The sequence below is a fragment of the Mycolicibacterium wolinskyi str. Jessa 2025 genome, from assembly GCF_049241375.1.
Classification (GTDB): Bacteria; Actinomycetota; Actinomycetes; order Mycobacteriales; family Mycobacteriaceae; genus Mycobacterium; species Mycobacterium wolinskyi.
The window spans coordinates 1111183-1137760 of the sequence record NZ_CP185960.1; the positions used below are offsets into that span (position 1 = coordinate 1111183).

34 protein-coding genes and 1 riboswitch are annotated in these 26578 nt (G+C 68.1%); of the genes, 17 read left to right on the forward strand and 17 right to left on the reverse strand.

Annotated elements, in window-relative coordinates; all coding sequences use genetic code 11:
• Positions 1–55: 55 nt before the first annotated feature.
• The gene (locus ACOI2T_RS05605) at positions 56–2311 is read right to left on the reverse strand and encodes a helicase-associated domain-containing protein (RefSeq protein WP_409503739.1); all 2256 of its coding nucleotides are present in this window, start codon (positions 2309–2311) and stop codon (positions 56–58) included.
• A gap of 58 nt (positions 2312–2369) precedes the next feature.
• Between ACOI2T_RS05605 and ACOI2T_RS05610 the strand changes: the two genes are divergently transcribed.
• The 4 genes from ACOI2T_RS05610 to ACOI2T_RS05625 are packed head-to-tail and all read left to right on the forward strand — an operon-like array spanning position 2370 to position 3944.
• Positions 2370–2567, forward strand: coding sequence for a hypothetical protein (locus ACOI2T_RS05610; protein ID WP_084356529.1), 198 nt, complete (start codon positions 2370–2372; stop codon positions 2565–2567).
• A gap of 2 nt (positions 2568–2569) precedes the next feature.
• Positions 2570–3043: a cyclic pyranopterin monophosphate synthase MoaC gene (moaC, locus tag ACOI2T_RS05615; protein WP_085141705.1), complete on the forward strand. Its 474-nt coding sequence runs from the start codon at positions 2570–2572 to the stop codon at positions 3041–3043.
• Complete coding sequence (locus ACOI2T_RS05620; RefSeq protein WP_067846275.1) at positions 3040–3519, forward strand: MogA/MoaB family molybdenum cofactor biosynthesis protein; 480 nt, start codon at positions 3040–3042, stop codon at positions 3517–3519. Before moaC ends, ACOI2T_RS05620 begins: the two co-directional genes overlap by 4 nt.
• Complete coding sequence (locus ACOI2T_RS05625; protein WP_409503738.1) at positions 3516–3944, forward strand: molybdenum cofactor biosynthesis protein MoaE; 429 nt, start codon at positions 3516–3518, stop codon at positions 3942–3944. Before ACOI2T_RS05620 ends, ACOI2T_RS05625 begins: the two co-directional genes overlap by 4 nt.
• Positions 3945–3950: 6 nt before the next feature.
• Here ACOI2T_RS05625 and ACOI2T_RS05630 read toward each other — a convergent pair whose 3' ends face one another.
• The 4 genes from ACOI2T_RS05630 to ACOI2T_RS05645 all read right to left on the reverse strand — a co-directional run bounded on the left by ACOI2T_RS05630 (position 3951) and on the right by ACOI2T_RS05645 (position 7547).
• Positions 3951–5381: a transglycosylase family protein gene (locus tag ACOI2T_RS05630; RefSeq protein ID WP_409503737.1), complete on the reverse strand. Its 1431-nt coding sequence runs from the start codon at positions 5379–5381 to the stop codon at positions 3951–3953.
• An 8-nt stretch (positions 5382–5389) separates the two neighbouring features.
• A riboswitch (cyclic di-AMP (ydaO/yuaA leader) is annotated at positions 5390–5600 on the reverse strand.
• A gap of 217 nt (positions 5601–5817) precedes the next feature.
• Positions 5818–6084: a MoaD/ThiS family protein gene (locus ACOI2T_RS05635; protein ID WP_409503736.1), complete on the reverse strand. Its 267-nt coding sequence runs from the start codon at positions 6082–6084 to the stop codon at positions 5818–5820.
• Positions 6085–7149: a GTP 3',8-cyclase MoaA gene (gene moaA / locus ACOI2T_RS05640; RefSeq protein WP_409503735.1), complete on the reverse strand. Its 1065-nt coding sequence runs from the start codon at positions 7147–7149 to the stop codon at positions 6085–6087.
• Positions 7146–7547 (reverse strand): YccF domain-containing protein, encoded by a 402-nt coding sequence (locus ACOI2T_RS05645; RefSeq protein WP_409503734.1) that lies wholly within the window; start codon positions 7545–7547, stop codon positions 7146–7148. The genes moaA and ACOI2T_RS05645 overlap by 4 nt, the downstream gene beginning before the upstream one ends.
• A gap of 152 nt (positions 7548–7699) precedes the next feature.
• Between ACOI2T_RS05645 and ACOI2T_RS05650 the strand changes: the two genes are divergently transcribed.
• Together ACOI2T_RS05650 and ACOI2T_RS05655 are read left to right on the forward strand one after the other, a co-directional pair.
• Positions 7700–8110: a cold-shock protein gene (locus ACOI2T_RS05650; protein ID WP_067846256.1), complete on the forward strand. Its 411-nt coding sequence runs from the start codon at positions 7700–7702 to the stop codon at positions 8108–8110.
• A gap of 26 nt (positions 8111–8136) precedes the next feature.
• Positions 8137–9162, forward strand: a complete 1026-nt coding sequence (locus tag ACOI2T_RS05655) for a glutathione S-transferase family protein (RefSeq protein ID WP_409503733.1) — start codon at positions 8137–8139, stop codon at positions 9160–9162.
• Here the strand turns inward: ACOI2T_RS05655 and ACOI2T_RS05660 are convergent.
• Positions 9159–9647 (reverse strand): DUF2771 domain-containing protein, encoded by a 489-nt coding sequence (locus ACOI2T_RS05660; protein ID WP_067846250.1) that lies wholly within the window; start codon positions 9645–9647, stop codon positions 9159–9161. The genes ACOI2T_RS05655 and ACOI2T_RS05660 overlap by 4 nt on opposite strands.
• Positions 9644–11242, reverse strand: coding sequence for an MFS transporter (locus ACOI2T_RS05665; protein ID WP_409503970.1), 1599 nt, complete (start codon positions 11240–11242; stop codon positions 9644–9646). The genes ACOI2T_RS05660 and ACOI2T_RS05665 overlap by 4 nt, the downstream gene beginning before the upstream one ends.
• Positions 11243–11383: 141 nt before the next feature.
• Between ACOI2T_RS05665 and ACOI2T_RS05670 the strand changes: the two genes are divergently transcribed.
• Entirely contained in the window at positions 11384–12187 is an 804-nt protein-coding gene (locus ACOI2T_RS05670) for a DUF3027 domain-containing protein (protein ID WP_409503732.1), read from the forward strand.
• 7 nt (positions 12188–12194) lie between these two features.
• Here the strand turns inward: ACOI2T_RS05670 and ACOI2T_RS05675 are convergent, their stop codons facing one another.
• Together ACOI2T_RS05675 and ACOI2T_RS05680 are read right to left on the reverse strand one after the other, a co-directional pair.
• A complete protein-coding gene (locus ACOI2T_RS05675) occupies positions 12195–12647 on the reverse strand; it encodes an SRPBCC family protein (protein WP_067846244.1) in 453 nt (150 codons plus the stop codon).
• 9 nt (positions 12648–12656) lie between these two features.
• Complete coding sequence (locus ACOI2T_RS05680) at positions 12657–12926, reverse strand: DUF2530 domain-containing protein (protein ID WP_409503731.1); 270 nt, start codon at positions 12924–12926, stop codon at positions 12657–12659.
• Between the two features lie 85 nt (positions 12927–13011).
• Here ACOI2T_RS05680 and ACOI2T_RS05685 point away from each other — a divergent pair, with 85 nt between their 5' ends.
• The 3 genes from ACOI2T_RS05685 to ACOI2T_RS05695 are packed head-to-tail and all read left to right on the forward strand — an operon-like array spanning position 13012 to position 14554.
• A complete protein-coding gene (locus ACOI2T_RS05685; protein ID WP_067846238.1) occupies positions 13012–13443 on the forward strand; it encodes an Rv0880 family HTH-type transcriptional regulator in 432 nt (143 codons plus the stop codon).
• Positions 13440–14261, forward strand: coding sequence for a TrmH family RNA methyltransferase (locus tag ACOI2T_RS05690; RefSeq protein WP_409503730.1), 822 nt, complete (start codon positions 13440–13442; stop codon positions 14259–14261). Before ACOI2T_RS05685 ends, ACOI2T_RS05690 begins: the two co-directional genes overlap by 4 nt.
• Before the next feature lie 20 nt (positions 14262–14281).
• Entirely contained in the window at positions 14282–14554 is a 273-nt protein-coding gene (locus ACOI2T_RS05695) for a DUF2537 domain-containing protein (protein WP_085144871.1), read from the forward strand.
• 1 nt (position 14555) lies between these two features.
• Here the strand turns inward: ACOI2T_RS05695 and ACOI2T_RS05700 are convergent, their stop codons facing one another.
• The 4 genes from ACOI2T_RS05700 to map form a co-directional block, all read right to left on the reverse strand.
• Positions 14556–15260 (reverse strand): LLM class flavin-dependent oxidoreductase, encoded by a 705-nt coding sequence (locus tag ACOI2T_RS05700; RefSeq protein ID WP_409503729.1) that lies wholly within the window; start codon positions 15258–15260, stop codon positions 14556–14558.
• Between the two features lie 42 nt (positions 15261–15302).
• The gene (gene sepH / locus ACOI2T_RS05705) at positions 15303–16091 is read right to left on the reverse strand and encodes a septation protein SepH (protein ID WP_067846226.1); all 789 of its coding nucleotides are present in this window, start codon (positions 16089–16091) and stop codon (positions 15303–15305) included.
• Between the two features lie 76 nt (positions 16092–16167).
• A complete protein-coding gene (gene serC / locus ACOI2T_RS05710; protein ID WP_409503728.1) occupies positions 16168–17280 on the reverse strand; it encodes a phosphoserine transaminase in 1113 nt (370 codons plus the stop codon).
• Between the two features lie 94 nt (positions 17281–17374).
• Positions 17375–18139, reverse strand: coding sequence for a type I methionyl aminopeptidase (map, locus tag ACOI2T_RS05715; RefSeq protein WP_085144868.1), 765 nt, complete (start codon positions 18137–18139; stop codon positions 17375–17377).
• 122 nt (positions 18140–18261) lie between these two features.
• Here map and ACOI2T_RS05720 point away from each other — a divergent pair, with 122 nt between their 5' ends.
• Both ACOI2T_RS05720 and ACOI2T_RS05725 read left to right on the forward strand, forming a co-directional pair.
• Positions 18262–19278 (forward strand): AurF N-oxygenase family protein, encoded by a 1017-nt coding sequence (locus ACOI2T_RS05720; protein ID WP_067846217.1) that lies wholly within the window; start codon positions 18262–18264, stop codon positions 19276–19278.
• Between the two features lie 9 nt (positions 19279–19287).
• On the forward strand, positions 19288–20961 hold the full coding sequence (locus ACOI2T_RS05725; protein ID WP_409503727.1) for a 4Fe-4S binding protein: 1674 nt from the start codon (positions 19288–19290) through the stop codon (positions 20959–20961).
• Between the two features lie 15 nt (positions 20962–20976).
• On the opposite strand, the gene ACOI2T_RS05730 is transcribed toward ACOI2T_RS05725, so the two are convergent.
• On the reverse strand, positions 20977–22005 hold the full coding sequence (locus tag ACOI2T_RS05730; protein WP_409503726.1) for an alpha/beta fold hydrolase: 1029 nt from the start codon (positions 22003–22005) through the stop codon (positions 20977–20979).
• A 230-nt stretch (positions 22006–22235) separates the two neighbouring features.
• Between ACOI2T_RS05730 and ACOI2T_RS05735 the strand changes: the two genes are divergently transcribed.
• Positions 22236–22601, forward strand: a complete 366-nt coding sequence (locus ACOI2T_RS05735) for an ArsR/SmtB family transcription factor (RefSeq protein ID WP_409503725.1) — start codon at positions 22236–22238, stop codon at positions 22599–22601.
• A 66-nt stretch (positions 22602–22667) separates the two neighbouring features.
• A complete protein-coding gene (locus ACOI2T_RS05740; protein WP_409503724.1) occupies positions 22668–22844 on the forward strand; it encodes a DUF2795 domain-containing protein in 177 nt (58 codons plus the stop codon).
• Here ACOI2T_RS05740 and ACOI2T_RS05745 read toward each other — a convergent pair.
• Entirely contained in the window at positions 22801–23253 is a 453-nt protein-coding gene (locus ACOI2T_RS05745; RefSeq protein ID WP_067846930.1) for a VOC family protein, read from the reverse strand. The genes ACOI2T_RS05740 and ACOI2T_RS05745 overlap by 44 nt on opposite strands.
• 148 nt (positions 23254–23401) lie before the next feature.
• On the opposite strand from ACOI2T_RS05745, the gene ACOI2T_RS05750 reads away from it, so the two are divergent.
• On the forward strand, positions 23402–23716 hold the full coding sequence (locus tag ACOI2T_RS05750; protein ID WP_409503723.1) for an ArsR/SmtB family transcription factor: 315 nt from the start codon (positions 23402–23404) through the stop codon (positions 23714–23716).
• Positions 23713–24099 (forward strand): VOC family protein, encoded by a 387-nt coding sequence (locus ACOI2T_RS05755; RefSeq protein ID WP_409503722.1) that lies wholly within the window; start codon positions 23713–23715, stop codon positions 24097–24099. Before ACOI2T_RS05750 ends, ACOI2T_RS05755 begins: the two co-directional genes overlap by 4 nt.
• 10 nt (positions 24100–24109) lie before the next feature.
• Here ACOI2T_RS05755 and ACOI2T_RS05760 read toward each other — a convergent pair whose 3' ends face one another.
• Both ACOI2T_RS05760 and ACOI2T_RS05765 read right to left on the reverse strand, forming a co-directional pair.
• Complete coding sequence (locus tag ACOI2T_RS05760) at positions 24110–24718, reverse strand: maleylpyruvate isomerase N-terminal domain-containing protein (RefSeq protein WP_409503721.1); 609 nt, start codon at positions 24716–24718, stop codon at positions 24110–24112.
• The gene (locus tag ACOI2T_RS05765) at positions 24715–25833 is read right to left on the reverse strand and encodes a citrate synthase 2 (protein WP_409503720.1); all 1119 of its coding nucleotides are present in this window, start codon (positions 25831–25833) and stop codon (positions 24715–24717) included. The genes ACOI2T_RS05760 and ACOI2T_RS05765 overlap by 4 nt, the downstream gene beginning before the upstream one ends.
• A 42-nt stretch (positions 25834–25875) precedes the next feature.
• Between ACOI2T_RS05765 and pdxH the strand changes: the two genes are divergently transcribed.
• Entirely contained in the window at positions 25876–26577 is a 702-nt protein-coding gene (pdxH, locus tag ACOI2T_RS05770) for a pyridoxamine 5'-phosphate oxidase (RefSeq protein ID WP_409503719.1), read from the forward strand.
• Position 26578: the final 1 nt, after the last annotated feature.

Consider the following 26578-nt stretch of genomic DNA (forward strand, 5'->3'; position numbering starts at 1 on the left):
TCTCGAGGTGGCGTGTCTACCGGATCGCTTCGCCGATTGGCATCGACGACGATCCTCAATCGTCAGCTGACACAACCGATGTCACGCGATGGATCGCGAATTCCCGTACCCGCCCGGCGGCCGGGTCGTAGGCGGTGAGTTGTCCGCCGCGGACGTTGATCGGAGCCACGACGCGTTGCGTGGCCACGCCTGCCGGGTCGACGTAGCCGATCACGACGGAGGACTGCGCGATCGCGGCTTCCTGCAATTGCGTGATGGCCATCGCGGGGTCGAGGCGGACGCTGGCAAATGGTCCGGCCGCGACCTTGCGCAATACCGCGACGATCGCGCCGAGAGTCTGTGCGGTCGGAGGCGTCGGCGGCCGGTACACCCGACGTCGCGTCGGTGCGGTGACGCGTGCGCCGCGGGCCCTGATGTCGACGACGGTGCCGGTCGAATCTTCAGCTGCCGGTGCGAATCCCGCGTCGCGAAGTACGGCGAGCACGTCGGCGATCGGCGCCTGCGACACCGCGACCGTCGGGGCCAGGAGTCGCAATTCGAGGCGTTCGGAACCGGGGGAGGCGACGGCCTGCGCGAGCAGCGCGGGATCCTCGCACCGCACGAACGACGCCGCCATGCCGACCCGCAACTGGCCGTGTCGCCGAGCGACGTCGTCGATGAGATAGGTAAGACCTTGCGGCACCGGGGTTTTCGAGTGCTTTTCGAAGAAGCTGTGTAGCTCGCTCGCGGTCCGTCCGGAATCGAGGGCGCGTCGCACCGACGGTTCGCTGATGCGATAGACCATGGCAGCGCCTGCTGATTCCACGGTGGCCACCTCTGCCAACTGCTCGGCCAGGTCGCGCTCCAGCGGTCCGGGCACGATCACCGTGAGATCGGCTTGCAGCAGGAAATGATCGAGCGGCTTGGGCAGCGCCTTCGACATCGCCGCCAGCACATCCTCGTCGGCATCTCCCGCCAAGAGGCCGCGAGCGGGTGTGCTGATCGCGCCCCGGCCCGCCATCCCAAGGGCGTGGGCTTCGGTGAGGAGCGCGCTCACCGTGCCGGGCTGCAGGCGTGCGGCCCAGCGCGGCCGTCTCCAGATCATCGCCCGCGACGCCTCGGCGGCATCGACGCCGGAACCTGGCGGAAGGTCGGCCAGCACCTGCAGCAGCAGCCTGCGGTCCAGCGGCGCCGCGGTCGAGTAGAGCGAATCCGACAGCGCGGCAAACGGTTTGCCGTCAGGTCCTCTGGTGGCGATCAACGCGGGCCTGGCGGGCAGATCCAGCCAGGTCGAGGCCAGCAGATGCCAGCGCACGGCCGTCGTCGATTCGACGAACCGGTCGGTGGCCACCGTCGGAGCCCAGTACGGGCCGGTGCCCTCGCCGGGATCGGGGTCCGGCATGCCCGCCGCGATCAGCCCGGCGGCGGCCGCGAGTTCCAGCAGAAGGCCGAGGCGGCCTTCGTCAATCCCGGTCGATTTGGCCAGCCGCTTGACGTCACGCACCCCCAGCCCGCCGCTGCGCAGCTCGGGAACGGGTGTGGTGCCGAGACTTTCGAGCACCAACTCGATTTCGCGCAGTAGATCGATGACCGCGCCGGCTGCGACGGCGTCGACGTCGCCGGCGGTCGTCGTGGAGGTCTTCAGTTCCGGCGCGGTCAACGTGGTCGGGCCTGGCACCTCACCGCGCAACGCCTGCCCCACGAGGCGGGGCAGGATCACCGTGTCGTTGTCGATCCGGCGCAGTAACCCGGCCGCCAACAGTCGCTGCACCGGACGATCGCTCGGAGCGTCGGGAGCCGCGTCGCGCGTGCGGCCCACCGGCGAACCCTCCAACAGTCGGGCCAGCAGGTCCCGTTGGGCGTCGTCGAGCCCGTCCAGCAGGCCGGCGAGGTCCTCGGCGCTGCGGTCCGGTACCTCCAAGACGGCCTGCCCGCTGTACCAGGGCAGTCCGGATGCGACCTCGGGAGCTACCCGCACCGACGTCTCACCCCACACCAGGGCGCGTTCGCGCAGATCGTCGATCGCCGCGAGCACGTCGGTCTCATCGGCCCGCTCGCCAAGCAGTTCGGTCACTGCAGAAAGAGGGACCGCCGCGGTGTCGGCGTGTAAGACCAGCAGCGCGTCGAGCACCGCGAGCCGCAGGAAATCCAGTCCGTCGGTGGCGGCCTTGACCGACTGCCGCGACGTGGCCCTGGCGGCGAGCGCCGCGATGGTGCCAGGAGGCGGCTGGCTCAGGTCAGGCCGCAACTCCAGTAGACGGATGAGTCCCTCGTCGGGGAGGTCGGCCAGCCACGCGCCCAGCGGAATTCCGGGAGTCGGTGCGGCGCTCATATCCTGACCAGCGTAAAGCAGCCCGCCGGTATCGCGACCGGCGATGGGGCCTGCCACAATATGGGGCGTGGCTGACAAGAAGAAGAAACAGTACGTCGACAACGGCTGGCCGGTGCTCTCCGACGGCGATGACCACGCGGTGAGTGAGCTCGTCTCCGATCGCACCGGTTCACTGTCTCCGTTCGGTGACATCACCTTCCCGCTGCCAGCCGAAGAGCTGCCATTCGTCCAGTCGGTCACCGTCGTCAACAGGTAACGGTGGGACTGTCGCATCTCGACGAGTCCGGCGCGGCCCACATGGTCGACGTCACGGCCAAGGACGTCACCAAACGCACCGCGGTGGCGCAGGGCACGCTGCTGACCCGGGCCGACGTCGTGTCGCTCATCGCGTCCGGCGGCTTGCCCAAAGGCGATGCGCTGGCGACCGCGCGGGTGGCGGGCATCCTGGCGGCCAAGCGGACTCCCGACCTGATCCCGCTGTGCCATCAGCTGGCACTCACCGGTGTCGACGTGGATTTCGACGTGCGCGAATCGGCGGTCGCGATCACCGCGACCGTTCGCAGCACCGACCGCACCGGTGTCGAGATGGAAGCACTGACGGCCGTGAGCGTGGCCGCGCTGACGCTTTACGACATGATCAAGGCCGTCGACCCCGCCGCACGCATCGACGACATCCGCGTCGTGCGTAAAGAAGGCGGTAAAACGGGTTTGTGGGAAAGACCAACGCAGTGACACGTTCTGCCCGGGTTGTGATCGCATCCACCCGGGCGGCCGCCGGTGTGTACGACGACCGGACCGGACCTCTCATCGTCGGCTGGTTGGCCAATCGCGGCTACGACGTCACCGAGCAGATGGTGGTGCCGGACGGCAGCGCGGTGGGCGAGGCCCTGCGCTCAGCGTTGGCCGAACACGTCGACCTCATCATCACCTCGGGCGGCACCGGCATTTCGCCGACTGATGCAACGCCCCAGGCGACCATGGCCGTCCTGGACTACGAGGTGCCCGGGCTCGCCGACGCCATCCGGCGTGCCGGCGTACACAAGGTGCCGACCTCGGTGCTCTCCCGTGGCGTCTGCGGCGTTTCCGGGCGCACATTGATCGTGAACCTGCCGGGGTCGCCCGGCGGCGTCAAAGACGGGCTGGGCGTGCTCGATCACGTGCTGGAGCACGCGTTGGATCAGCTCGGGGGAAAGGACCACAACCGGTGAGCGCAGCCGTAATCCGGGTAGAAGTGACCGACGCGCCGATCTCGCTGACCGAGTACGAAGAACTCGTCGCGCACGAGGCGGCCGGAGCCGTCGTCGGCTTCTCGGGTGTCGTTCGCGACCACGATGGCGGCCGTTCGGTGACCAGACTCGAGTACTCGGCACATCCCACCGCTCAGCAGATCCTCGAAGAGGTCGCGGCCGAGGTGGCCGCCCAGGCCGAGGGGGTGCGGGCGATCGCCGTGAGCCATCGCATCGGACCCCTGAATATAGGAGACGCCGCCCTGGTGGCCGCTGTGGCAGCGGACCATCGCAGGGCGGCGTTCGAAACCTGTGCCCGCCTCGTCGACACCGTCAAAGAGCGACTACCGGTGTGGAAGCACCAGCATTTCGCCGACGGCACCGACGAATGGGTCGGCTCCGCCTGACCTGACTCAGGCCGGCGGCGGAACCGGCGCGGGCGCGGCCGGGGCCGGAGCGCCCACCGGTGCCGGAGCCGGGGCAGGAGCGGCCGGATCTGCCGGCGGCGGCGTGCCGACCGGGAGGTTCGCTGCCTGCCCGCCGGGAGGCGCCGAGGTCAGCGGACGCTGGGTCAGCGCCAGCAAGGCGTCCTTGCCGCTGATGTCCTGGGTCTGGATCGCGTGCCAGATCTCCCGCAGGTACGTCATGTTCGGGCCCTGGCCGGGAATCTGCGCCGGGCTGTCCGTCGTGCCGGGCGGCAAGTTCTCCGGGCTGGCCAGGTGCGGGACGCCCTCCGGCGGCAGCGGGGTTCCGTTGGTCACGACCTGGTTGGCCACATCGAAGGCCGGCTGCGGAATGTCCACACCGTTGAGCGGGGCCAACGGATCCGGTGCGGGTGCGGCGACCGGGGCAGGCGCAGGTGCTGGGGCAGGAGCGGGCGGGGCCGGGGGAGCCGGCAGCGCGGGCTCGAGCGGCAACGGGGTGCCGGCGTGCAGTGCCCACGTCTGCGGCTGGTCGACCGGAGCGGGGGCCTGATCCCAGTTCTCCGGAGCCGGTGGGGCCGGAGCCGCGACGACATCGACGGGCGGGGCCGGGGGTGCCGGCGGAGCCGGGGGCGGCGGCACATCAGCGGGCAGCGGTGCGTCGAGCGGGGCGGGTGCGACCTGCAGTGCGGCGTCGACGATCTGGGCCTCTGGAGCAGGCGGCGGCGGAGGCGGCACGTCCACCGGAGCGGGCGCAACGGGGGCCGGTGCCGGCGGAAGTGCTTCCGGTGCGGGCGCCGGTGCCGGGGGCAGCGCCTCAGGTGCGGGTGCCGGTGCCGGGGGCAGCGCCTCCGGCGCGGGAGCGGGCGGCAGAGGCTCGGGGAGCGGGGCCGGCGGCGGTGCCTGCGGCATCGGGGCCGGGGCGGCCAGCATGTCGACCGGGGCCGGCGGGGGCGGCGGGGCGAACGGAGCGGGCGGCGGCGGAAGCTGGCCGTTCACCGCGGGGGCGTCGAGCGGAGCCGGAGCGGGCTCGGCGACGACGTTGCGCGGGGTGGCGCCGGAGAGGCCGCGGCCACAGGTGGGCCATGCGCCCTTGCCCTGGCTGGCCAGCACGCGCTCGGCGACTGCGATCTGCTCTTCCTTGGTGGCCATGTAGGCCGCGGGTGCGTACTCGCCACCACCGTGCGACGACCACGTGCTCGGCGAGAACTGCAGCCCGCCGTGGTAGCCGTTGCCGGTGTTGATGGCCCAGTTACCGCCGGATTCGCAGCGGGCTACCTGATCCCATTCGCCGTCGGTCGCAGCCATCGCCTGGCCGGCCATGGCGAGGCTGCCGCCACCGAGCACAGCGCCGGTGAAGGCGATTTTGGCGACGTTCTTGGCTGATGACGATGAAGTGGGCTTGCGGTGCCGTCCACTCATAAGCGTGAAGGTCCTCTCGTATGCGCCCACGAGGTCAGCTGTCGGGTTCGGGTAGGAGAGGTCACCCGGCCGTCGACGCCGAAACGACGACGGCTTCACCCCAAGGGGCCGCAAGCGGCTCCTGGTCCTTATAAATCGGTGGACCGGTTGGGTCCCCCGCCTCCATCCTTGTTGTTCGTCGTTACCCCGCCCGATGGATGGAGCTCGGCGCGATCGGAAGGGGTGGGTCAGCCGATTAGGGTCAGTTGACTTGGGAATGAACGGTAACCGGTCGTTGCAGCCGCGTCATCTTTTGCCCGCCCTGGCGTTTTCGGTCTCGGCAAAACCTAAAAGAGCATTAAAGGTCCAGGTTGCCGAAGCGTTGTCCCAGGTCGTAGACCCGCTCCACCGCGCTGTAGCCAGCTCGTGACTATTTCGTTATGTGATGCATATCACGTTATCCACCGGCGAAGGGGGGTAACACATCAAGGGTCTGCGGCGTTAGCACCGCCCGCTCAATGTCGCGCACCGCAACCCCGTCGCACAGGTATGAGCAGCGCTTTAGCACGCGCGCCAGCTCCGGGTTGCGGCCGGCGAGCCGTTCGATGAGCGCCGAAATCGTCGTTCCCGTTGCGATATCTAACGTTTCGGTCTCAACTCCGGCAGCGGCCGCCGCGGCCGCGAAATAACGGATGGTGACCTGAACCGTTGTCGTTGCTGTCATCTATCCGCCGATCGCGCTCATGGGCCGGTCCGGCTGCAGGAAACCAGAGTCGTTGATGCCGTGCCCCGCCGGTTTCCCCCACATCGCGGCGCGCCACGCGGCTTCGATCTCGTCGTCGCCCGCGTCGCCGCGCAGTAACGCCCGCAGATCGGTCTCCTCGCGGGAGAACAGGCAACTGCGGATCTGACCGTCGGCGGTCAGCCGCGTGCGGTCACAGGCCGAACAGAAGGCCTGTGACACCGAGGCGATCACTCCGACGGTGCCCGTCACCTGTCCCGCGCTGTCGAGCACCTGCCACAGCTCGGCCGGCGCGGACCCGCGCGGCTTCGGGTCGGGTCGCAGATCGAAGTGGTGCCGCAGCGTCTGCAGGATGCGCTCGGCGTCGATCACCTCGCTGCGCTGCCAGTTGTGCCCGGCGTCCAGCGGCATCTGCTCGATGATGCGCAGCTGATAACCGTGGGCCAGGCAGTAGCGCAGCAGTTCCACGGCGTCGTCGAGGCCAGACTCCGGGTCCAGCACGGCGTTGACCTTGACCGGATCCAGTCCGGCGGTCTTGGCGGCGGCGAGCCCGGCCAGGACATCGCCGAGGCGGTCACGGCGGGTGATGCGGGCGAAGTGTGCGGCGTCGACGCTGTCCAGCGATACGTTGATGCGATCGAGCCCGGCCTGTTTCAGGCCGGCCGCGCGCCGAGCCAGCCCGAGGCCGTTGGTGGTGAGGGTGATCTCCGGGCGCGGCGTGAGGGCCGCCGCGGCGGCCACCACTTCTTCCAGGTGACGCGTGACGAGGGGTTCGCCGCCGGTGAAGCGCACGCTCGTGACCCCGAGGCGGTTGACCGCGATACGCAGCAGCCGGCCCAGCTCGGCCGGGCTCAGCAGCGCGTCGCCGGGCAGCCAGTTCAGGCCTTCGGCAGGCATGCAATACGTGCAGCGCAGGTTGCACCGATCGGTCAGGGAGACCCGCAGGTCGGTGGCGACCCGCCCATAGGTGTCGATCAGCGGACCGGTGCTCGGTGCGTCGGTTGTCGGGCGCGCCACCGTCGGCAGGCCCAGCGCGGTGACCGTCATACCGCCACCCGCTGCTGATTGAGCCGATCAACCGGGACGATGTCCTTGCCCAGCGGCACGAGCGACACCGGGATCATCTTGAGATCGGCCAGGGCCAGCGGGATCCCGATGATCGTGATGGCCATGGCGACGGCACTGATCAGATGCCCGAGCGCCAGCCACCAGCCGAACAGGATGACCCAGATGATGTTGCCGATGAGGGCGCCGGGGCGCGTTCCCGGCTTGTCGACGATCGTGCGGCCGAACGGCCACAAGGCGTAGGACGCGATGCGCAGCGACGCGAACCCGAACGGGATGGTGATGATCAGGATGAAGCTGATCAGCGCGGCCAGCAGGTATCCCAGTGCCAACCACAGGCCGCCGAAGATCAACCAGATGATATTCAGTATCACTCGCATATCAGGCGCATCTCTCCTCAAGCGGTGGTCCAAGCCTACCGAGTAATCAAGGTGAAGGCCGCGCCCAGGGCCGAGTAGGATCACCACATCGCGTCCCGGCGCAGACGGGACGCTTTTGTGTTGAGCTGACAATGACGAGCAGGTGAGGACCAGTGCCGACCGGCAGGGTTAAGTGGTACGACGCCGAGAAGGGCTTCGGCTTTTTGTCGCAGGAAGAGGGCGAGGACGTCTACGTCCGGTCCTCGGCGTTGCCTGCTGGTGTCGAGGGTCTGAAGGCCGGCCAGCGGGTCGAGTTCGGTGTCGCTGCCGGCCGTCGCGGCCCGCAGGCATTGAGTCTCAAGCTCATTGATCCGCCGCCGAGCGTGAGCCGCAACCGGCGCGAAGCCGAGCGGCCCGAGCACAAGCACACGCCCGACGAACTTCACGGCATGGTCTCGGACATGATCACGCTGCTCGAGGACATCGTGCAGCCTGAGCTGCGCAAGGGTCGCTATCCCGACCGCAAGGTCGCCCGCCGGGTGTCCGAAGTGGTCAAGGCTGTCGCGCGCGAACTCGACGCCTGACCCACGCGTTGGCGCAAGATGTAGGTATGGCCCAGGGTTCCTACGTCGCCGACAAATCCTCGTCGGGGGGCGAATTCAACCGCGACACCAATTACATCACCACCCGCATCACGGCCGATGGTCGTGACGGCTATCCGGTCGAGCCCGGCCGCTACCGGTTGATCGTGGCACGGGCGTGTCCGTGGGCGAATCGCACGATCATCGTGCGCCGGCTGCTGGGGCTGGAAGATGTTCTGTCCATTGGCTTTTGCGGGCCGACGCACGACGAACGCAGCTGGACGTTCGATCTCGATCCGGACGGACTCGACCCGGTGCTGCGGATCCCACGGCTGCAGGACGCTTACTTCAAGCGCGACCCGAATTACCCCAAGGGCATCACCGTGCCCGCGATCGTCGAGGTGGCGTCCGGCGCGGTGGTCACCAACGACTTCGCCCAGATGACCCTTGACTTCTCCACGGAGTGGACCGCCTATCACCGCGAGGGCGCACCGCAGCTGTATCCCGAGCCGTTGCGCGACGAGATCGACGCCGTGGCCAAGCGCATCTACACCGAGGTCAACAACGGGGTGTACCGCTGTGGTTTCGCGGGCTCACAAGAGGCCTACGACGCCGCCTACGACCGGCTGTTCACCGCGCTCGACTGGCTGTCGGAGCGGTTGGCGACCCAGCGATATCTGGTCGGCGACACCATCACTGAGGCCGACGTGCGGCTGTTCACCACGCTGGCTCGCTTCGATCCCGTCTACCACGGGCATTTCAAGTGCAACCGGTCCAAGCTCGCCGAGATGGACGTGCTGTGGGCCTACGCCCGGGATCTGTTCCAGACCCCGGGCTTCGGCGACACGATCGACTTTGTGCAGATCAAGCAGCACTACTACATCGTGCACGCCGACATCAATCCGACGCAGATCGTGCCGAAGGGCCCCGACCTGTCCGACTGGCTCACTCCCCATGGCCGGGAAGCGTTGGGCGGCAGGCCGTTCGGTGACGGGACGCCGCCGGGCCCGACGCGTGAGGGCGAGCGGGTGCCGGCCGAGCATTCGGCCGGCTAGGGCCAGACCGTGCTGATCGACCATTCGGCGTGCGGCAAGGGGAATTCCTCGCCTGCCTCGTCCTGAACCAGCGTCAGGAGCTGCACGGCCAGGCCGGTGAGGCGCCCGCGTTGGGGGTCGACGGTCGGAATGGTCACGGCCAGCGTCGTTTCCGGTCGGTACACCGAAACCGTGGTGTCGATGGGATTCTCGTACACGCGAAGCAGGCGCCACGGCGCGCGGGCGATGGCTGACGGGACCGACAGCTGAACGGGGTTGTCCTCGTTGACGCGCAGTTCGCCCGCGTCACGCGGGTCCTGGCAATTGTTGAGATCGAGCACCGGGCAGTACCGGAACGGGCCGACCCGGACGAGATGACCGTCCGAGTACGCGCTGATCTGCGGCAGCTGTTCGCCGTGCGAACTGCTCAGGCGCCAAACTCCTACCGTGGTGCCGGCGATGGCCAGGACGACGACGACCGCCAGGATCGCGATGGTCCGCTTCACCGGGTCTCCCACTCGGCCGCGATCGGTGCACCGTCGCCCTCGCGTTCGGCCAGCACCGGGCGATTGCCGCCGAAGCCGGGGATCAGTGATTCGCCGCGGTAGCTCACGATGGTCTGGGCCAGCCCGAGTATCAGCACGGCGGTGATCGTAGTGAACCCGACTGAGAGGTCCGTATAGATGAGCACCCCGGTGGCGCCGCCGGCCACCCACGCGAGCTGGAGTACCGACTCCGAGCGGCCGAAAGCCGAGGCCCGCGACGCCTCGGGCAGATCGTCCTGCAGGGACGCGTCGAGCGAGGCCTTGGCGATCGCGCTCGCCGCCGAGGTCACCAGGGTCGCGCCCGCGGCCACGAACAGGTTGCCGGTCAGCGCGGCGGCCAGCGCGGCGGCCGTCACCGCGATCGCCGCGCGCACCACCATCTGCGCCGGGTGGCCCAGCTTGAGCCGCGCGGCGGTGACGTTCCCGGCGAAGTTGCCGATGCCAGCGGCCGCGCCGATCAGGCCGAGAATCAACAGCTGTTCCCAGCCGCTGGCATCGTGCGACTTGGCGACGAACGCCGGGTAGAGGAACAGGAATCCGACCATCACCTTGATCGTGCAGTTGCCCCACAGCGCGGTGATCGTGTTGCGGCCCAACGGCTGACGCGGAGCCTTGGACTTGCCGGGGCGGCGCAGCTCGCCGGTGGCCCCGTGGTAGCTCAGTGTCGTGGGCACCTCACCCTCGGTGACCTCGACCCATTTCGGGATCCGCATCGACAGCACCGCGCCCGCGACGGACACCGCGACGATCACGTACAGCGCACCGGGCAGATGGACCAGGTTGAACAGGTATTCGGCACCGGCTGCGATCCCGCCACCCACGACGGTGCCGCCGAGAAGACCGAAGGTGGTCAGACGGGAGTTGACCCGGACGAGGTCGATGGACGGCGGCAGCACCCGCGGCGTGACCGCACTGCGCAGCACCGAAAACGATTTGGACAGCACCATCATCCCGAGCGCGCACGGGTAGAGCACCCAGGACGGATAGCTGCCGGTGGTGCCGTCGTAGTTCGCGATCAGCACCACGATCAGCACCGTGCGCAACGCGAACGACGCCGCGAGCGCGACGCGTCGGCCGTGCTGCAACCGGTCGAGTGCAGGCCCGATCAGCGGTGCGATCACCGCGAACGGCGCGATCGTGATCAACAGGTAGAGCGCGACCTTGCTCTTGGACTCGCCGCTGGCCGCGGCGAAGAACAACGTGTTGGCCAGGGCGACGGCCATCGCGGCGTCGACGGCGAAGTTGGCCACCACCGGCCAGGTCAGCGCCGTCAGCCCCGATTTGTCGGCACCGTCCGCGGTGGCCGCGCGGTGCACCAAACCGTACATTCGCGAACCCATTTCACGGCTGCGGGCAGCCGCGGCACGCGTGACGGTCACCTTCTCGCCTGCCGCCTCGCCTGCCGCGTATCCGGCTCCACGCGGCGGGACCGAGCGCTCACGCGAGGTGTGCGCGGCGGTCGGCTGTTCGTCCAGCGGCGGCAGCCAGCGGTTCGAGCTTGCACCGGACGGCCTGCGCGGCTTGCGGGGCGTCTCGCCGCTCGGGTAATTGGCCATCCCGGGATGCTCCTCGCCACGATCGCCAGGCGGCCGCGGCGGGTAGTAGGTCACCCCACGATTCTCTCTTATCCGCGCCGCGCGCGACGCATAGGCGACCGGTGTGGCCCGCGGTCGGGCCGGTCAGGCACTATGGATGCGATGGAAAGTGTGACCGAATCAGCTGAGCAGGCCCGTGAAGCGGGTCTGAGTTCCGGCTTGGCGACCAGCGTGGAGCCCGAGCCGCGGTTGGAGTCGCTGCTTTTGGGCGCCGTCGAGCAGGCGCGCGCGGCGTTGAGCGAGTTCAGCGGTGAGGACACGGTCGGCGAGTACCTCGGCGCGACATTCGAGGATCCGAGCTCGGCGACACACCGCTTCCTCGCCAATCTGCCCGGCTATCGCGGCTGGCAGTGGGCTGTCGTGGTCGCTGCCTACCCCGGTGCCGATCACGCGACCATCAGTGAGCTCGTCCTGGTTCCTGGGCCGACGGCGCTGCTCGCGCCGAAGTGGGTGCCCTGGAACGAACGGATCCGGCCCGGTGATCTGAGCCCAGGTGATCTGCTGGCCCCGCCGCCTGCCGATCCTCGGCTGGTGCCCGGGTATCTGGCGACGGGCGATCCACTCATCGACGACACCGCGGTCGAGCTCGGCTTCGGCCGCCGCCAGGTGCTCAGTGATTGGGGCCGTGCGGGCGCTGCCCAACGCTGGCACGACGGTGACTACGGGCCGGCTTCGGCGATGGCCCGGTCGACCCGCCGGGTCTGCCGCGACTGCGGTTTCTACCTGCCCCTCGGCGGCGCGCTCGGCCCCATGTTCGGGGTGTGCGCCAACGAGTTGGCCGCCGACGGCCACGTGGTCGACGCCGAGTACGGCTGCGGTGCCCATTCGGACACGCCGCAGCCGCCCGGAACGGGCTCACCGATGTACGAGCCGTACGACGACGGCGTGCTCGACCTCGCCGACTGAGCGCCGATCAGCGCTCGGCGGCGGCCTTGATCCGGGCCAGCGACGCGTTCATGCCCTCGACGAGTTCGTTCTCGAAGCTCGGTACACCGCCGAACAACGCGTTGACCAATGCGTTCGACACCGCCGACGTGCCGTTCTCGGCGTGGCGGCTCTCGATCAGTTTGGTGCCCGTCTCGGTGGGCTCGAGTTCGTACGTCCAGATGGTGTTGTTGGCGTCGACGCGAAACGCCAGCTTCTGCTCCGGGATCACCTCGGTGATGCGGGACGTGGTCGGCCAGAACATGAACTTGCGGCGGTTGAGGTTGAATGTCCGCGCCCCGGGCCGCACCGGTCCGAGGGTCTTCATCAGCCGGCACTGTGGGCTCCACTCCGGCATCCGGCGCAGGTCCGACACCAGGGCCCAAACCCTGTCGACCGGTGCGTTGATGTCGATCTGTGCTTGCAACAGCGGCGCCGCCATACCGTCTCCTCAGGTCAATCCGCTTTGGGCGCCGCGAGATCCGCGTCGCACCGCACGACGTTGCCACAGGAAGATCGATGTGCCAAGGGCCCCGATGCCGAGACCGGCCACGGCGTATGGCCGCCAGCTGTGCAGATCGGGCACGGTGAAGGCCAGCACGGTCACGATGAGCCAACCGGTCGCGATCACGAGCACCACCGGCCACGGTTCCAGCAGCGCCGCGGGCAACGGCGGCGGCTGGGGCGCCGGGTCTGCTGTGCCGTTCGGGTCTCCGGTCATCGCCACCAACCTAGCCGACCGGCAGAACGTACAATGGCCCTGGTTTTAGCCCTTATCGTTGCCGAGGCTCAGTATTATTTGCTTTGTGAAAGATCCGGAGGCTCGGCTTGCGAGCGACCTCGCACTCGCCGTTGTCCGATTCGCCCGGCAATTACGGGTGCGGCGTTCCGAATCGCCGGTGTCGCTGACCCAGCTTTCGGCGTTGTCGACGCTGGCCAAAGAGGGTGCGATGACTCCAGGGGCGTTAGCTGTGCGTGAGCGTGTCCGCCCGCCGTCGATGACGCGCGTGCTCACTTCGCTGGCCGAGCAGGGCCTGGTGGCGCGGGCCGCACATCCGGTGGACGGACGCCAGATCGTCGTCTCCGCCTCACCGGCCGGTGTCAACCTGGTCGAGGCCGAGCGCCGCGCGAGCCAGGAGTGGCTGTTGAAGCAGCTCGCCCGGCTCGAACCCGAAGAACGCCAGACCTTGCTTGCCGCAGCGGATCTGATGTCGGCGATGGTCGACGAAAGCGCGTGAGCGCGCTGCACGTCATCGACATCGAGGATCCGGCGGATCCGCGCATCGACGACTTCCGGGATCTCAACAGCGTGGACCGCAGGCCGGATCTGCCGACCGGCAAGGGCCTGGTGATCGCCGAAGGTGTCCTCGTCGTCCAGCGCATGCTGGCGTCCCGCTTCGTTCCGCGTGCGCTGCTCGGTACCGATCGGCGGCTCGGTGAACTCGCCGCCGACCTCGACGGGGTCGACGTGCCGTTCTACCGGGCCAGTGCCGAGGTGATGGCCACCGCGGTCGGCTTCCATCTCAATCGCGGCGTGCTGGCGTCGGCGTCACGCCCGCCGGAGTTGGCCGTCGAGCAGGTCGTGTCCGGGGCACACACCGTCGCAGTGCTCGAAGGCGTCAACGATCACGAGAATCTGGGTTCGATCTTCCGCAACGCCGCCGGTCTGGCGGTGGATGCGGTGGTGTTCGGCGCGGGCTGCGCCGATCCGCTCTACCGTCGTGCCGTCCGGGTGTCGATGGGCCATGCCCTGTTGGTGCCCTTCGCTCGTGCCGCCTCGTGGCCGGACGACCTTGAGCTGTTGCGTACCAAGGGTTTTCGTTTGCTTGCCATGACGCCGGACGCGGCAGCGGCGACACTGTCGGATGCCATGGCGCAACTCGAGAAGGACCGGGTCGCCATCCTCGTCGGAGCCGAGGGGCCCGGCCTGACCGAACGCACCATGCGGGCCAGCGACGTTCGCGTGCGGATTCCCATGTCGCGCGGCACGGATTCCCTCAACGTCGCGACCGCGGCCGCCCTCGCGTTCTACGAGCGGTCCAGGCTCGCGCACTGAATTGACGCTAAATTGACATCGTGACCGATGAATCCACGCCGTGGGGGACAGGCCTGACGGTGGCCGGATTCGTGGCGGCCGTACTCGCCGCGGCGATCGTGGTGCTCGGGGTGGGCCTGATCCGGGTCCACCCACTGCTGGCGGTCGGTCTGAACATGGTGGCCGTCGGCGGGTTGGCGCCCACGGTCTGGGGATGGCGCACCCGGCCCGTATGGCGCTGGTTCGTACTGGGCGCCGGGATCGGCGTGGCCGTCGGGTGGGTGGCACTGCTCGCGGTCGCGCTCAGCCGGTAACTCAGGCCGATCCGAACAGCGTGCGGGCCAGCCGAGCGCGCCAGGTGCCCATATCGTCGACGCCCAAGATGCGCAGCACCACCTGATCGGCTCCCGCCCCGTGATAGTCCGCGATGCGTTCGGCGATGCGCTCAGGGGAACCCCAGGCTGCGATCCCATCGAGCAGCCGGTCACGGGCAGCGTCGCGGTCGGTGACCGGGATGACCATCAGCAGGACGGCCAGCAGCCCGTCGGGGCCGAGGGCCGCGCGGGCCGCCGAGACGTATGACGGCGTGACGAGGTACGGATACGCGCCTGAGGCGCGGTCCCGCGCGAGCGCCAGCATGTTGGGGCCGAGCGCGGCGAGAACCCTCGAATCGATCCCGGCGGCGTCCAGTTCGTCCAGATAGGCGTTGAGGGTGGCCATGGGCTGTGGACCGTGTGCGCCGCCGATGCCCACGACGAACCGGCCGGGATGCCTGCGTTCCAGCTCGGCGTGGGTGGCGATGACGTCGGCGGCGGATACGCGCACCACCGGGATGATGCCGGTCGCGACGGGTATCGACGAGGTCGCGCGCACGGCGGCCGCGAGCATCGGCAGATTGCCCGAACGCCACAGCGTCGCGAAGCCGAGGGCCTCGGCATGGCGCGCCTCGTCGGCCACCACGGCCGCATCATCGGTGAAGGGATTGCTGCTGGCCAGCCCGATCGGGCCGAGGGAGATCATGCGCACGACGCTATGACCTCAAGAACGCTTCAGGTCAAGACGTCAGCGCTGCGTGCCCGAGGATCGCACGCCGAGCAGAACGTCTTCCCAGGCCGGAACCGCGGGCCTGGCCTTGCGGCCGCGCTTGGGTGCCGGGGCGGCTTCGGGTTCGGGCTCGGCGGCGGCCGGCTCGGGCGTGGCCACCGGTGGCGCGGGAGCCTCGAAGTCCAGCTCGGGCACGGCGGCGACCGGGCGCAATGGCCGGCCGAAATCCGGGTTGATCAGCTGTTGTGCGGCGTCGTCCGACGCGGTGACGGTGCCGCCGTGCGCGCCGGGCGTGAACCGGAAGTGAGCCTGGATGTCGGACCTGCCGGCCTTCCACGTCAACTGCACGGTCCAGCGGCTGTCCTCGTTACGCCAGGCATCCCATGCGGCCGCGTCGGGATCGAGCCCGCGCGCCACGAGCGCCGTCGTCACCATCTCCAGCAGGGTCAGCACCGCGGGTCCGTCGGCGAGCACCGGATGCGCGGCGGTGGCGAGTTCGGCCGCACGTGCTCGCTCCAGCAGGACCGGATGGGCGAACCGCTCAACCCGCTCGACCGGAACTCCCGCGGCGGCGGCCAACTGCTCGACCGATGCGCCGGCGCGGATCTTTGCTTGAATTTCCTTGGGGCGCAGCACGCTTTGAACCTCTACATCGATTTGTGTCTGATTCGAGGCGACTTTGTCGCCGCGCACGGCGGCCCGCAAACGGTCGTCGACACGCAAACTGAACATCTCGGTGGAGTCGTCGGCCTCACAGATGATGCGTTTGCCGTCGACATCCAACCCGACGACCCTGAGTGCTCGCATACCGACCTCCTGCGCGAACCCTACTGCGTTATCGGCTCGTTACCGCGCTGACACGCGGGACCGGAGGCGTCTTCACTCAGAGATTTTCGACTACCCAGTCCACGCAGCTGGTCAGAGCACTCACATCGTCAGGGTCAACGGCCGGGAACATGCCGATGCGCAACTGGTTGCGGCCCAGCTTGCGATACGGCTCGGTATCGACAATTCCGTTTGCCCGCAGCACCTTTGCCACCGCGGCGGCGTCCACGTCATCGCTGAAGTCGACCGTGCCGACGACCTGCGAGCGCAACGCCGGGTCGGTGACGAACGGCGTGGCGAACGACGCCGCCTCGGCCCACGAGTAGAGCCGCTGCGACGAGTCGGCCGTGCGCTTGACCGCCCACTCGAGGCCGCCGTTGCCGTTCAGCCAGTCGAGCTGTTCGGCCAACAGGATCAGCGTGGCGATCGCCGGGGTGTTGTAGGTCTGGTTCTTGACGCTGTTCTCGACCGCGATGGGCAGCGACAGGAAGTCGGGCACCCACCGGTCCGACGCCGCGATGGCCTCGATGCGGGCCAGTGCCGCCGGGCTCATGACGGCAAGCCACAGCCCGCCGTCGCCGGCGAAGTTCTTTTGCGGCGCAAAGTAATACGCGTCGACGTCGGTGATGTCGACGGGCAGGCCGCCGGCCGCCGAGGTGGCGTCGATCAGGACGAGCGCGTCATCGGAACCGGCGGGACGCCGCACCGGCACCGCCACGCCCGTCGAGGTCTCGTTGTGGGCCCAGGCGATCGCGTCGACCGACGGGTCGGACTGCGGCTCCGGTGCCGTGCCCGGGTCCGACTTGACCACGATCGGATCGCCGATGAAGGGGTTCTTGGCGACGGCCGACGCGAACTTCGAGCTGAACTCGCCGTAGGTGAGGTGCAGCGAGCGCTTGTCGATGAGGCCGAAGGCCGCGGCGTCCCAGAACGCGGTCGACCCGCCGTTGCCGAGGATCACCTCGTAGCCGTCGGGCAGGGAGAACAGCTGACGCAGGCCGTCGCGCACGCGGCCTACCAGGTTTTTCACCGGAGCCTGCCGGTGGCTCGTGCCGAACAGATCGCCCGCAGCGGCCAGCGCACTCAGCTGCTCGGGCCGGACCTTGGACGGTCCGCAGCCGAAACGGCCGTCGCGGGGCTTGAGGTCGGCGGGAATCGTCAGTTCAGCCATGCCCACAAGCCTAAAGACCTGCTGTCGACCGGCCGAGCGTGGGCCCTGTGCACGCAAACCGGCCGGAATTCGTGCACGGACCACACGGTCGACACTAGAGCGTCAGAATTCGGGCGCCGTCGGCCGTCACGGCCACGGTGTGCTCGCTGTGCGCGGCGCGGGCGCCGGTCGCGGTACGCAAGGTCCAGCCGTCGGAATCGTGGAGGTAGTCGTCTGTGCCGTCGGCGATGAGCATCGGCTCGATCGCGAGCACCATTCCCGGTCGCAGCTTCATGCCCTTGCCAGGCCTTCCCTCGTTCGGGACGTGCGGATCCTCGTGCATCGTTCGGCCGATGCCGTGCCCGCCGTGGTCTGCGAGCTGGCCGTATCCCGCGCCGCGGGCCACCGACGCGATGGCGTGGCCGATGTCGCCGAGCGTGTTGCCCGGCCGGACCGCCGCGATGCCCGCGGCCAGCGCCGCATCGGTCGCCTCGATCAACGCGGTGTCGGCGGGGCGCGGCGTTCCGACGACGAAACTGCGGGCGGCGTCGCCACACCAGCCGTTCAAGATTGCTCCGAAGTCCACCGACACGAGGTCACCGTCGGCGAGCACCTGGCCGTTCGGCACGCCGTGCACGACGGCGTCGTTGACGCTCACGCACAGCACCGCCGGAAACGGGCTCGGCGCCCAGCGCGGGTGGTAGTTCAGAAACGGCGACGTGGCGCCGTGCGAGGCCAACACTTCAGCCGCGATTCGGTCGAGATCGGCGGTCGTGCGACCCGGAGCGCCGTGTGCGACGACTGCGCGCAATGCTTCGGCGACGACTGCGCCCGCGGAAGCCATGGCCTCGACCTCGTCTTTTGTCTTCAGCTCGACCACGGCGACCGATTCCTTAGCAAACTCTTCAAATCAGGCATGGACATTTACTCGATACCTGCGGTACCGTTGTACAACAAGTGGGTAGATGTAAACCTCAACACGAGAACGAGAGGTTCTGCAACATGGCTCGGACCAAGATGGTCAGGCGTTGGCGTCGGAACATGGATGTCAGCGACGACACCCAGTACGTTGACATGCTCACCACACTGTCCGAGGGGTCGGTGCGGCGCAACTTCAATCCGTACAAGGACATCGAGTGGGACTCGCCGGAGTTTGCCGTCGTCCCCAACGATCCCCGCTGGATCCTGCCGGCGACCGACCCGATGGGCGGCCACCCGTGGTACCAGGCGCAACCCCAGGAGCGGCAGATCGAGATCGGCATGTGGCGCCAGGCCAACGTCGCCAAGGTCGGTCTGCACTTCGAGAACATCCTCATCCGCGGTCTGATGGAGTACTCGTTCTGGGTGCCCAACGGCTCGCCGGAATACCGGTACTGCCTGCACGAGTCCGTCGAGGAGTGCAACCACACCCTGATGTTCCAGGAGATGGTGAACCGCATCGGCAAGGACGTCCCGGGCATGCCGCGGCTGCTCAAGTGGCTGCAGCCACTGATCCCGCTGGCGGCGGGCCCCCTGCCGATCCCGTTCTTCTTCGGCGTGCTCGCCGGTGAGGAGCCCATCGACCACACGCAGAAGAACGTGCTGCGCGAGGGCAAGTCCCTGCACCCGATCATGGAGCGGGTCATGGCGATTCACGTCGCCGAGGAGGCGCGCCACATCTCGTTCGCGCACCAGTACCTGCACAAGCGTGTTCCGCACCTGCGTCGCCGCCAGCGGTGGCTGCTGTCGTTGTTCGTGCCGCTGACCATGCGCATCCTGTGCTCGGCGATCATCGTTCCGCCGCGCGCGTTCTGGAAGGAGTTCGACATCCCGCGCTCGGTGCGCAAGGAGCTGTTCTTCGGATCTCCCGAGTCTCGGAAGATGTTGCGGGACATGTTCGGTGACGTCCGGATGCTGTGCTACGACACGGGCCTGATGAACCCGATCGCCAAGCTCATGTGGAAGATCTGCAAGATCGACGGGCCGCCGAGCCGCTATCGCAGCGAGCCGCAGCGCGAGCACCTGGTGTCGGTCGCCTAGAGGTCTCGCATGCCCCATGTGATCACCCAGTCGTGTTGCAGCGACGGGTCCTGTGTCTACGCGTGCCCGGTGAACTGCATCCATCCGTCACCGGATGAGCCGGGCTTCGCGACGGCGGAGATGCTCTACATCGATCCCGACGCGTGTGTCGACTGTGGTGCGTGCGTCAGCGCGTGCCCGGTCGGCGCGATCGCGCCGGACACCAAGCTGGAGCCCAAGCAGCTGCCGTTCATCGAACTGAACGCGTCCTTCTATCCGAAGCGTGAGGGCAAGCTGCCGCCGACGTCCAAGCTGGCGCCGGTGTTGCCTGCGCCGAAGATCACGCGGGGCGGCCCGCTGACGGTCGCGATCGTCGGGTCGGGGCCGGCCGCGATGTACGCGGCCGACGAACTGCTCACGCAGCGCGGTGTGCGCGTCAACGTGTTCGAGAAGCTGCCGACGCCGTACGGGCTCGTGCGTGCCGGGGTCGCGCCCGACCATCAGAGCACCAAGCGCGTCACGCGCCTGTTCGACCGCATGGCCCAGCAGCGGGGATTCAAGTTCTTCCTCAACGTCGAGGTCGGCAAGCATCTGTCGCATGCCGATCTGCTCGAACACCACCACGCGGTGCTGTACGCCGTCGGCGCCCCCAACGACCGGCGCCTGGAGATCGACGGCATGGGCCTGCCCGGCACCGGGACCGCCACCGAGATGGTGGCCTGGATCAACGGGCATCCGGAATTCACCGCGCTGCCGGTCGACCTGAGTCACGAACGGGTGGTCATCGTCGGCAATGGCAATGTCGCGTTCGACGTCGCGCGGGTGCTCACCACCGATCCGGATGCGTTGGCGCGCACCGACATCTCCGACCATGCGCTCGCCGCGTTGCGGTCGTCGCAGGTGCAGGAAGTGGTTGTCGCGGCCCGGCGCGGGCCGGCTTCCTCGGCGTTCACCCTGCCCGAGCTGATCGGGCTGACGGCGACGTGCGACGTCGTGCTCGACGCGGCCGATCACGAACTGGTGCAGCGCGATCTGGCCACCGCGTCGGATCCGTTGACCCGCAACAAACTCGAGATTCTGTCGAAGCTGGGCGACGCGTCCGCGCCGATCACCCGGCCGCGTATCCGGCTGGCCTACCAGCTCACGCCACAACGCGTGCTGGGCGACGGCCGCGTGACCGGCATCGAATTCGGAGTCACCGGCACCGATCAGGTTCGCACGATCGACGCCGGGTTGGTGCTCACGTCAATCGGCTACCGCGGCAAGGCGATTGCCGATCTGCCGTTCGACGACGCCGCATCGGTCGTGCCCAACGACGGTGGCCGCGTGATGGATCGGGCGACCGGCAAGCCGGTGCGCGGCGCGTATGTCGCCGGCTGGATCAAGCGTGGGCCCACCGGGTTCATCGGTACTAACAAGTCGTGCGCGGCCGAGACCGTCCGCAACCTGGTCGACGACTACAACGCGGGAACGCTGGCCGATCCCGCCCACAAGCCGTCCGCGCTCGACAAGCTCGTGCATACGCGTCAGCCTGACGTCGTCGACGCCGCCGGCTGGCAGGCGATCGACGCCGCCGAGATCGCCCGCGGCGGCGAGGACCGCCCGCGCGACAAGTTCACGACCGTCGACGCGATGCTCGCGGCCGCCGCGACCGCGCCGACACCACCGGTGCACCAGCGTCTGCTGGCCGGGCTGCTCCGCTAACTGGTCGCCGCGACGCTACGGCTGTCCGTCGGTCGGGTAGAACGCGTTGATCTCGTCGACGACGCGTTCGGGCTCGTCTTCGACCAGCCAATGCCCGGCGTTGTCCACCTCGGTTCCGGCGGCGTCGGGTGCACCGGCTCGTAGTGCCGCCAGCATCAGCTCCAGGAAGCCGTCCTGAGCAAGCAGGCGGACCGGGATATCCAGCGGCGTCTCCTGAAGACGTTTGTTGTCGGCTTCGTCCCGGGGCCAGGTCCGGTAGAGCTCGAACCCGCCGTGCAACACCTGGGGTCGTGAATACACCCTGATGTATTCGGCCATCGCGTGCGCAGGCACGGGGTGTGCCGGCGACGGTGGCTCGGATGTTGTTGTGGCACTGGATATCTGGCTGTGGTCGAAGAAGTAGTTCAGAAACGTGCCGACACGGCCGGTGACGAGGTCTTCGGCCAACCGATCCTGCCGGTTGAACGAGAAGTGCCAGGACAGGGGCTGTACGGCATCGAAACTGAGATTCCGCCCGACGAGAGGAAAGTCCATCAGCAGCAAGCCGGCGGCCTGCTGCGGGTATTCGGCGGCCAGGGCATAGGCCACGCCGACGCCGAAGTCGTGCGCCACGATCTGGACATCGCGCTCTTTGCCGAGCCTGGTGAGCAGGCCGTGGACATAGTCCGCCAGTGTTGCCTTGGCGTACGAGGCCGGTTCTCCGGTGGAATCACCCAATCCGGGTAGGTCGATCGCGATGACGGTGCGGCCGGGTAGGAGTGCCGGCATCACGCCGCGAAACTCATACCAGCTCTCCGGCCAACCATGGAGCAACACCATCGTCTGCGGCCCGGTGCCGCCGATGACGTAGTGCATCTGCACGCCGTCGACCGTCGTGAAGCAATGCCGGAAATCCCGGTTGAAGTCCACGTCGTCGCGGGTTGCCGAATCATGGCCGAGGCTCTGCGGTGCCTCCGGGCTGACGCACGAGGGTGCCGCCGACGGCGGCGACGCCGACGCGTGGATGAGGCTCGCGGTCACGACGACGACCGCGGCGAGGGCCACGAGAATGAGCGCGCCACGTCGCCGGATTCGGAGTGTGTGTAGAACGCGTGGAAGACCGAGCATGTGCGCACCTCTCGTCAAAACTGTACGTATATTGGCGTACATACGTACAGAATCGCAAGTCGGCGGCGTCGTCGGATTCCAGAAGCTCTGGTGCTGGCGGGAAGCCGGGCGATCATGAGTACTGCGGGCAACTGCAAACGGTTAGATCATTCACGTACAATGCCGTCGTGGAGCTTCACCATCCGACACGCGACCAGATCAAGATCGATCGCGTGTTGTCCGCGTTGGGAAATCCGCTACGGCTGGCCGTTGTGCGGGTGCTGCTCGGCGGGGGTGAGCAGAACTGCGGCAGTGTGCTGAAAGTGCTGGGCGTGACGTCGAAGTCGACGATGACACATCACTGGCGCGTGCTGCGCGAAAGCGGCGTCATCTGGCAGCAGCCGTCCGGTCGCGAGAACCTGCTGTCATTGCGCCGCGATGACCTTGACGCGCGCTATCCCGGACTGCTCGAAGCAGTTCTCGGCGGTATCCTGCGCGACGACGCCGCGCAGGCCGCCAGCGCCACGACGCGGACACGCCGCGGCGATATGTGACAAGAGGTTTCGAATTTCGGCGCCCGGCTACTCCCGACCGATAGTCACGTGAAGGGAGCATCGCCAATGCCGAATCCCATCGATGTGCAGAAGGCTCTGTCCGGGGCGAAGTACCCGTCCTCCAAGCAGGACCTGATCGAGCACGCCAAGACCAACGGCGCCGACAGCGAGATCATCGACGCCCTCGGCAAGCTGACCGTTACTGCGCTGACTTCATCGCCTCTTCGATCTCCTCCATGCTGACCTCGCGTACCGGCTGGCCCAGCGACCACTGGTGTCCGAACGGGTCGCGGACCACGCCGTAGCGATCACCCCAGAACTGGTCTTCGAGCGGGTGGACGACCTCGGCGCCGGCCTCGACCGCGCGGGCGAATTTGGCGTCGACGTCGGTGACCGTCAGGTGGATGGTCACGGGTGTGCCGCCCAGCGCCTTGGGTGTCGACGACTTGCCTTCGCTGAACTCGGGGAAATCGTCGTTGAGCATGACGGTGGACCCGTTGATGTTGACCGCCGCGTGGATGAGCTTGCCGTCCGGGCCGGGCACCCGGCCCAGCTCGGTGGCGTCAAAAGCCTTGACATAGAAGTCGATCGCGGCAGCCGCGTCGTCGACGACGAGGTGCGGTGACACTGCGGGAGTTACTTCGATCGCCATGGTTGTCTCCTGGTGATAGTGGGCGGACACAATGCAGACCCGTCGCGTGGGCGGATCTCATCGCTGCGGCATGACCCATGCAACCACGAGGGTCCGACAACCTCGCGAACATTGACATGCAAGTGGCCGCTTGCCTATCGTTGCCGGTGTGGGTGACGTCTTCAAGGCCTTGGCCGATCCCACCCGGCGGACAATTCTCGACGAGCTGACCGAACGCGACGGCCAGACGCTGTTCGAGATCTGTGCCCGGCTGCTGACCAACCACGGCCTGTCCTCGACCCGGCAGGCGGTCTCGCAGCACCTCGACGTGCTCGAGGGCGCCGGCCTGATCGAGACCAGGCGCGCGGGCAGGTACAAGTTCCACCACATCAACACCGCACCGCTCGAACCGATCGTCGAGCGCTGGCTCAAGCAGCCCCGTGACAAGCACACCGAAACCGATGGGGGAGAGGGACCGACATGAGAATCAATCTGACCAGCGTGCTCGTGGACGACCAGGAGAAAGGCCTCCGCTTCTACACCGACGTGCTGGGCTTCGTGCCCAAAACCGACATTCCGATGGGCGGGGCGAGGTGGATCACCGTGGTGTCCCCGCAGGACCCCGACGGCACCGAGCTGGTGCTCGAACCCGACGGCCATCCGGCGGTGAAGCCGTTCAAGGACGCCCTTGTGGCCGACGGTATCCCGTTCACATCGTTCGCGGTCGACGATGTCGCGGCCGAATACGAACGGCTGTCTGCACTCGGCGTGCAGTTCACGCAGAAGCCGACCGCGATGGGGCCCGTCATCACCGCGGTGTTCGACGACACGTGCGGCAATCTGATCCAGATCGCACAGCAGACCTAGCCCTGCAGCGCTAGACGACGGAGAACGACTCCGGTAATCCGGCTCGACCGGTGAGCGCCAAAAGCACCGTCTCACCGTCGCCCAGCGCCACGCCGATCCCGGCCGCCAGCGTCGTCGCCGCCGCCAGGACGTCGGCGGGCAGGCGTGCCGCCACCCCGGTCGCGCGGGCGATGTCGAGGCTGTGGACGGCCAGCTCGAAGATGCGGGTCTGCAGGTAGTCGCTCAACCGGATGCCGTAGCCGCCGATCACCGTGATCGGCGGGTCGCCCACCCCGTCGATATCCGAAAGCGCTTGCTCTACAAGCTGTTCCACCGCGGCAACGGGATCGTCGCCGAGGTCGCGGCCGGCCTGCCTGCCGCGCTCGACGATCGCCTCGGCGCCGGCTTCGGACATGAAGTCCCGGATCGCGACGTAGTACTCGACCGGCCCGGCGAGGGTGGCCTGCGCTGCGGGGGAGTGCAGGTAGGTGCTGACGGTGACCAGCGACCGCGAGGTGTGGCCGACGAGCGCACGCAGATCCCACTCGCCGAGCCCGGGGCCGTCGAACATGTCCGCGGGCAGTGCCCGCACCAGCCGGGCGAATGCGTGTGCCGCGGAAGCGAAGACGTCGGCGGTCATCGCACCGCGATCTTGTCCCACCCGGCAACGGATTCCGCGCTGCGTGGCTCGGGGCCGACGTAGATGGCAGATGGGCGCACGAGCTTGCCCAGCCGCTTCTGTTCGAGAATGTGCGCACACCAGCCCGCCGTGCGCCCGCACGTGAACATCGCGGGCATCATCGTCGCGGGCACCTGGGCGAAGTCCAGGATCACCGCGGCCCAGAACTCGACGTTGGTCTCGATCGCGCGGTCGGGCCGGCGTTCGCGCAGCTCGGCCAACGCCGCCTGCTCGAGTGCCACTGCCACCTCATAGCGTGGGGCGCCCAACCGCTGCGCGGTCGCCCGCAATACGCGGGCCCGCGGATCCTCGGCGCGGTACACGCGGTGCCCGAATCCCATGAGCTTGTCCCCGCTGTCGAGGATGGCCTTCACCACGGCGCGCGCGTCTCCGGACTTCTCGACCTCTTCGATCATCGGCAGCACACGTGCCGGGGCGCCGCCGTGCAGCGGGCCGCTCATCGCGCCGACTGCTCCGGACAACGCGGCCGCCACGTCGGCTCCGGTGGAGGCGATCACCCTGGCGGTGAAGGTGGACGCGTTCATGCCGTGTTCGGCGGCGGTCACCCAATAGGCGTCGATCGCCTCGACGTGCTTGGGGTCCGGGTCGCCTTGCCAGCGCGTCATGAAACGTGCTGTCACAGTGGGGCATTCGTCGATCGTGCGCTGCGGCACCGCGGGCTGATAGATGCCACGGGCAGACTGCGCGACGTAGGACAGCGCCATCACCGACGCGCGGGCCAACTGTTCGCGCGCCGTGGAGTCGTCGACGTCGAGTATGGGGGCGTAACCCCAGATCGGGGCGAGCATCGCGAGCCCGGCCTGGACGTCGACGCGGACGTCACCGCTGTGGATCGGCAACGGGAACGGTTCGGCGGGCGGCAGGCCGGTGCCGAAACTGCCGTCGACCAACAACCCCCACACGTCACCGAATGTGACGCGCCGGGTGACCAGTTCTTCGATGTCGACGCCGCGGTAACGCAGCGCGCCACCGTCCTTGTCGGGCTCTGCGATCTCGGTGGTGAAGGCGACGACGCCTTCCAATCCGGCGATGAAGTCGTCCGGTACGGCTGCCATGGGCAGATTCTCGCACCCGCGTGCAGGCGTAGCGTTATCGCGGTGGCAATACCGGATGACGGCAGAGAAGACGCAGACCTGGCGGCCATGCGCGTCGAATACGTGGAGAAGGACGGCCACGGCGATCTCGACGTGGATTGGCTCGGTGACGATCCCGCGACCGGCTGGCTGACCTTGCTGCGGACCTGGCTTTCCGAGGCTCATCAGGCCCGGGTGGCCGAGCCGAACGCGATGGTGGTCGCCACCGTCGACGAGCGGGGAAGGCCCGTGACGCGGTCGGTGTTGTGCAAGAGCGTGGATCAGACCGGCATCACGTTCTACACGAACTACGACTCCACCAAGGGCGAGCAGCTCGCCGCGAATCCGTATGCGTCGGCGACGTTCCCGTGGTATCAGCTGGGCCGTCAGGTACACGTACGCGGTCCGGTCACCAAGGTGACGGCCGAGGCCACCGCGGAATACTGGTCGAAGCGTCCGCGGGGGTCGCAGCTGGGTGCGTGGGCGTCGCAGCAGTCGCGCCCGATCGACAGCCGCGCGGCGCTCATGGAGCGGCTCGCCGAGGTCACCGAACGGTTCGCCGAACTCGACGAGGTACCGGTACCGCCCAACTGGGGCGGTTATCTGATCGCCCCGGAGGTCGTCGAGTTCTGGCAGGGCCGGGAAAACCGGGTGCACAACCGGATTCGCATAGAGGGCGCCGACGCGCCGGCAGATGGCTGCCGCGTCGAGCGGCTTCAGCCGTAAC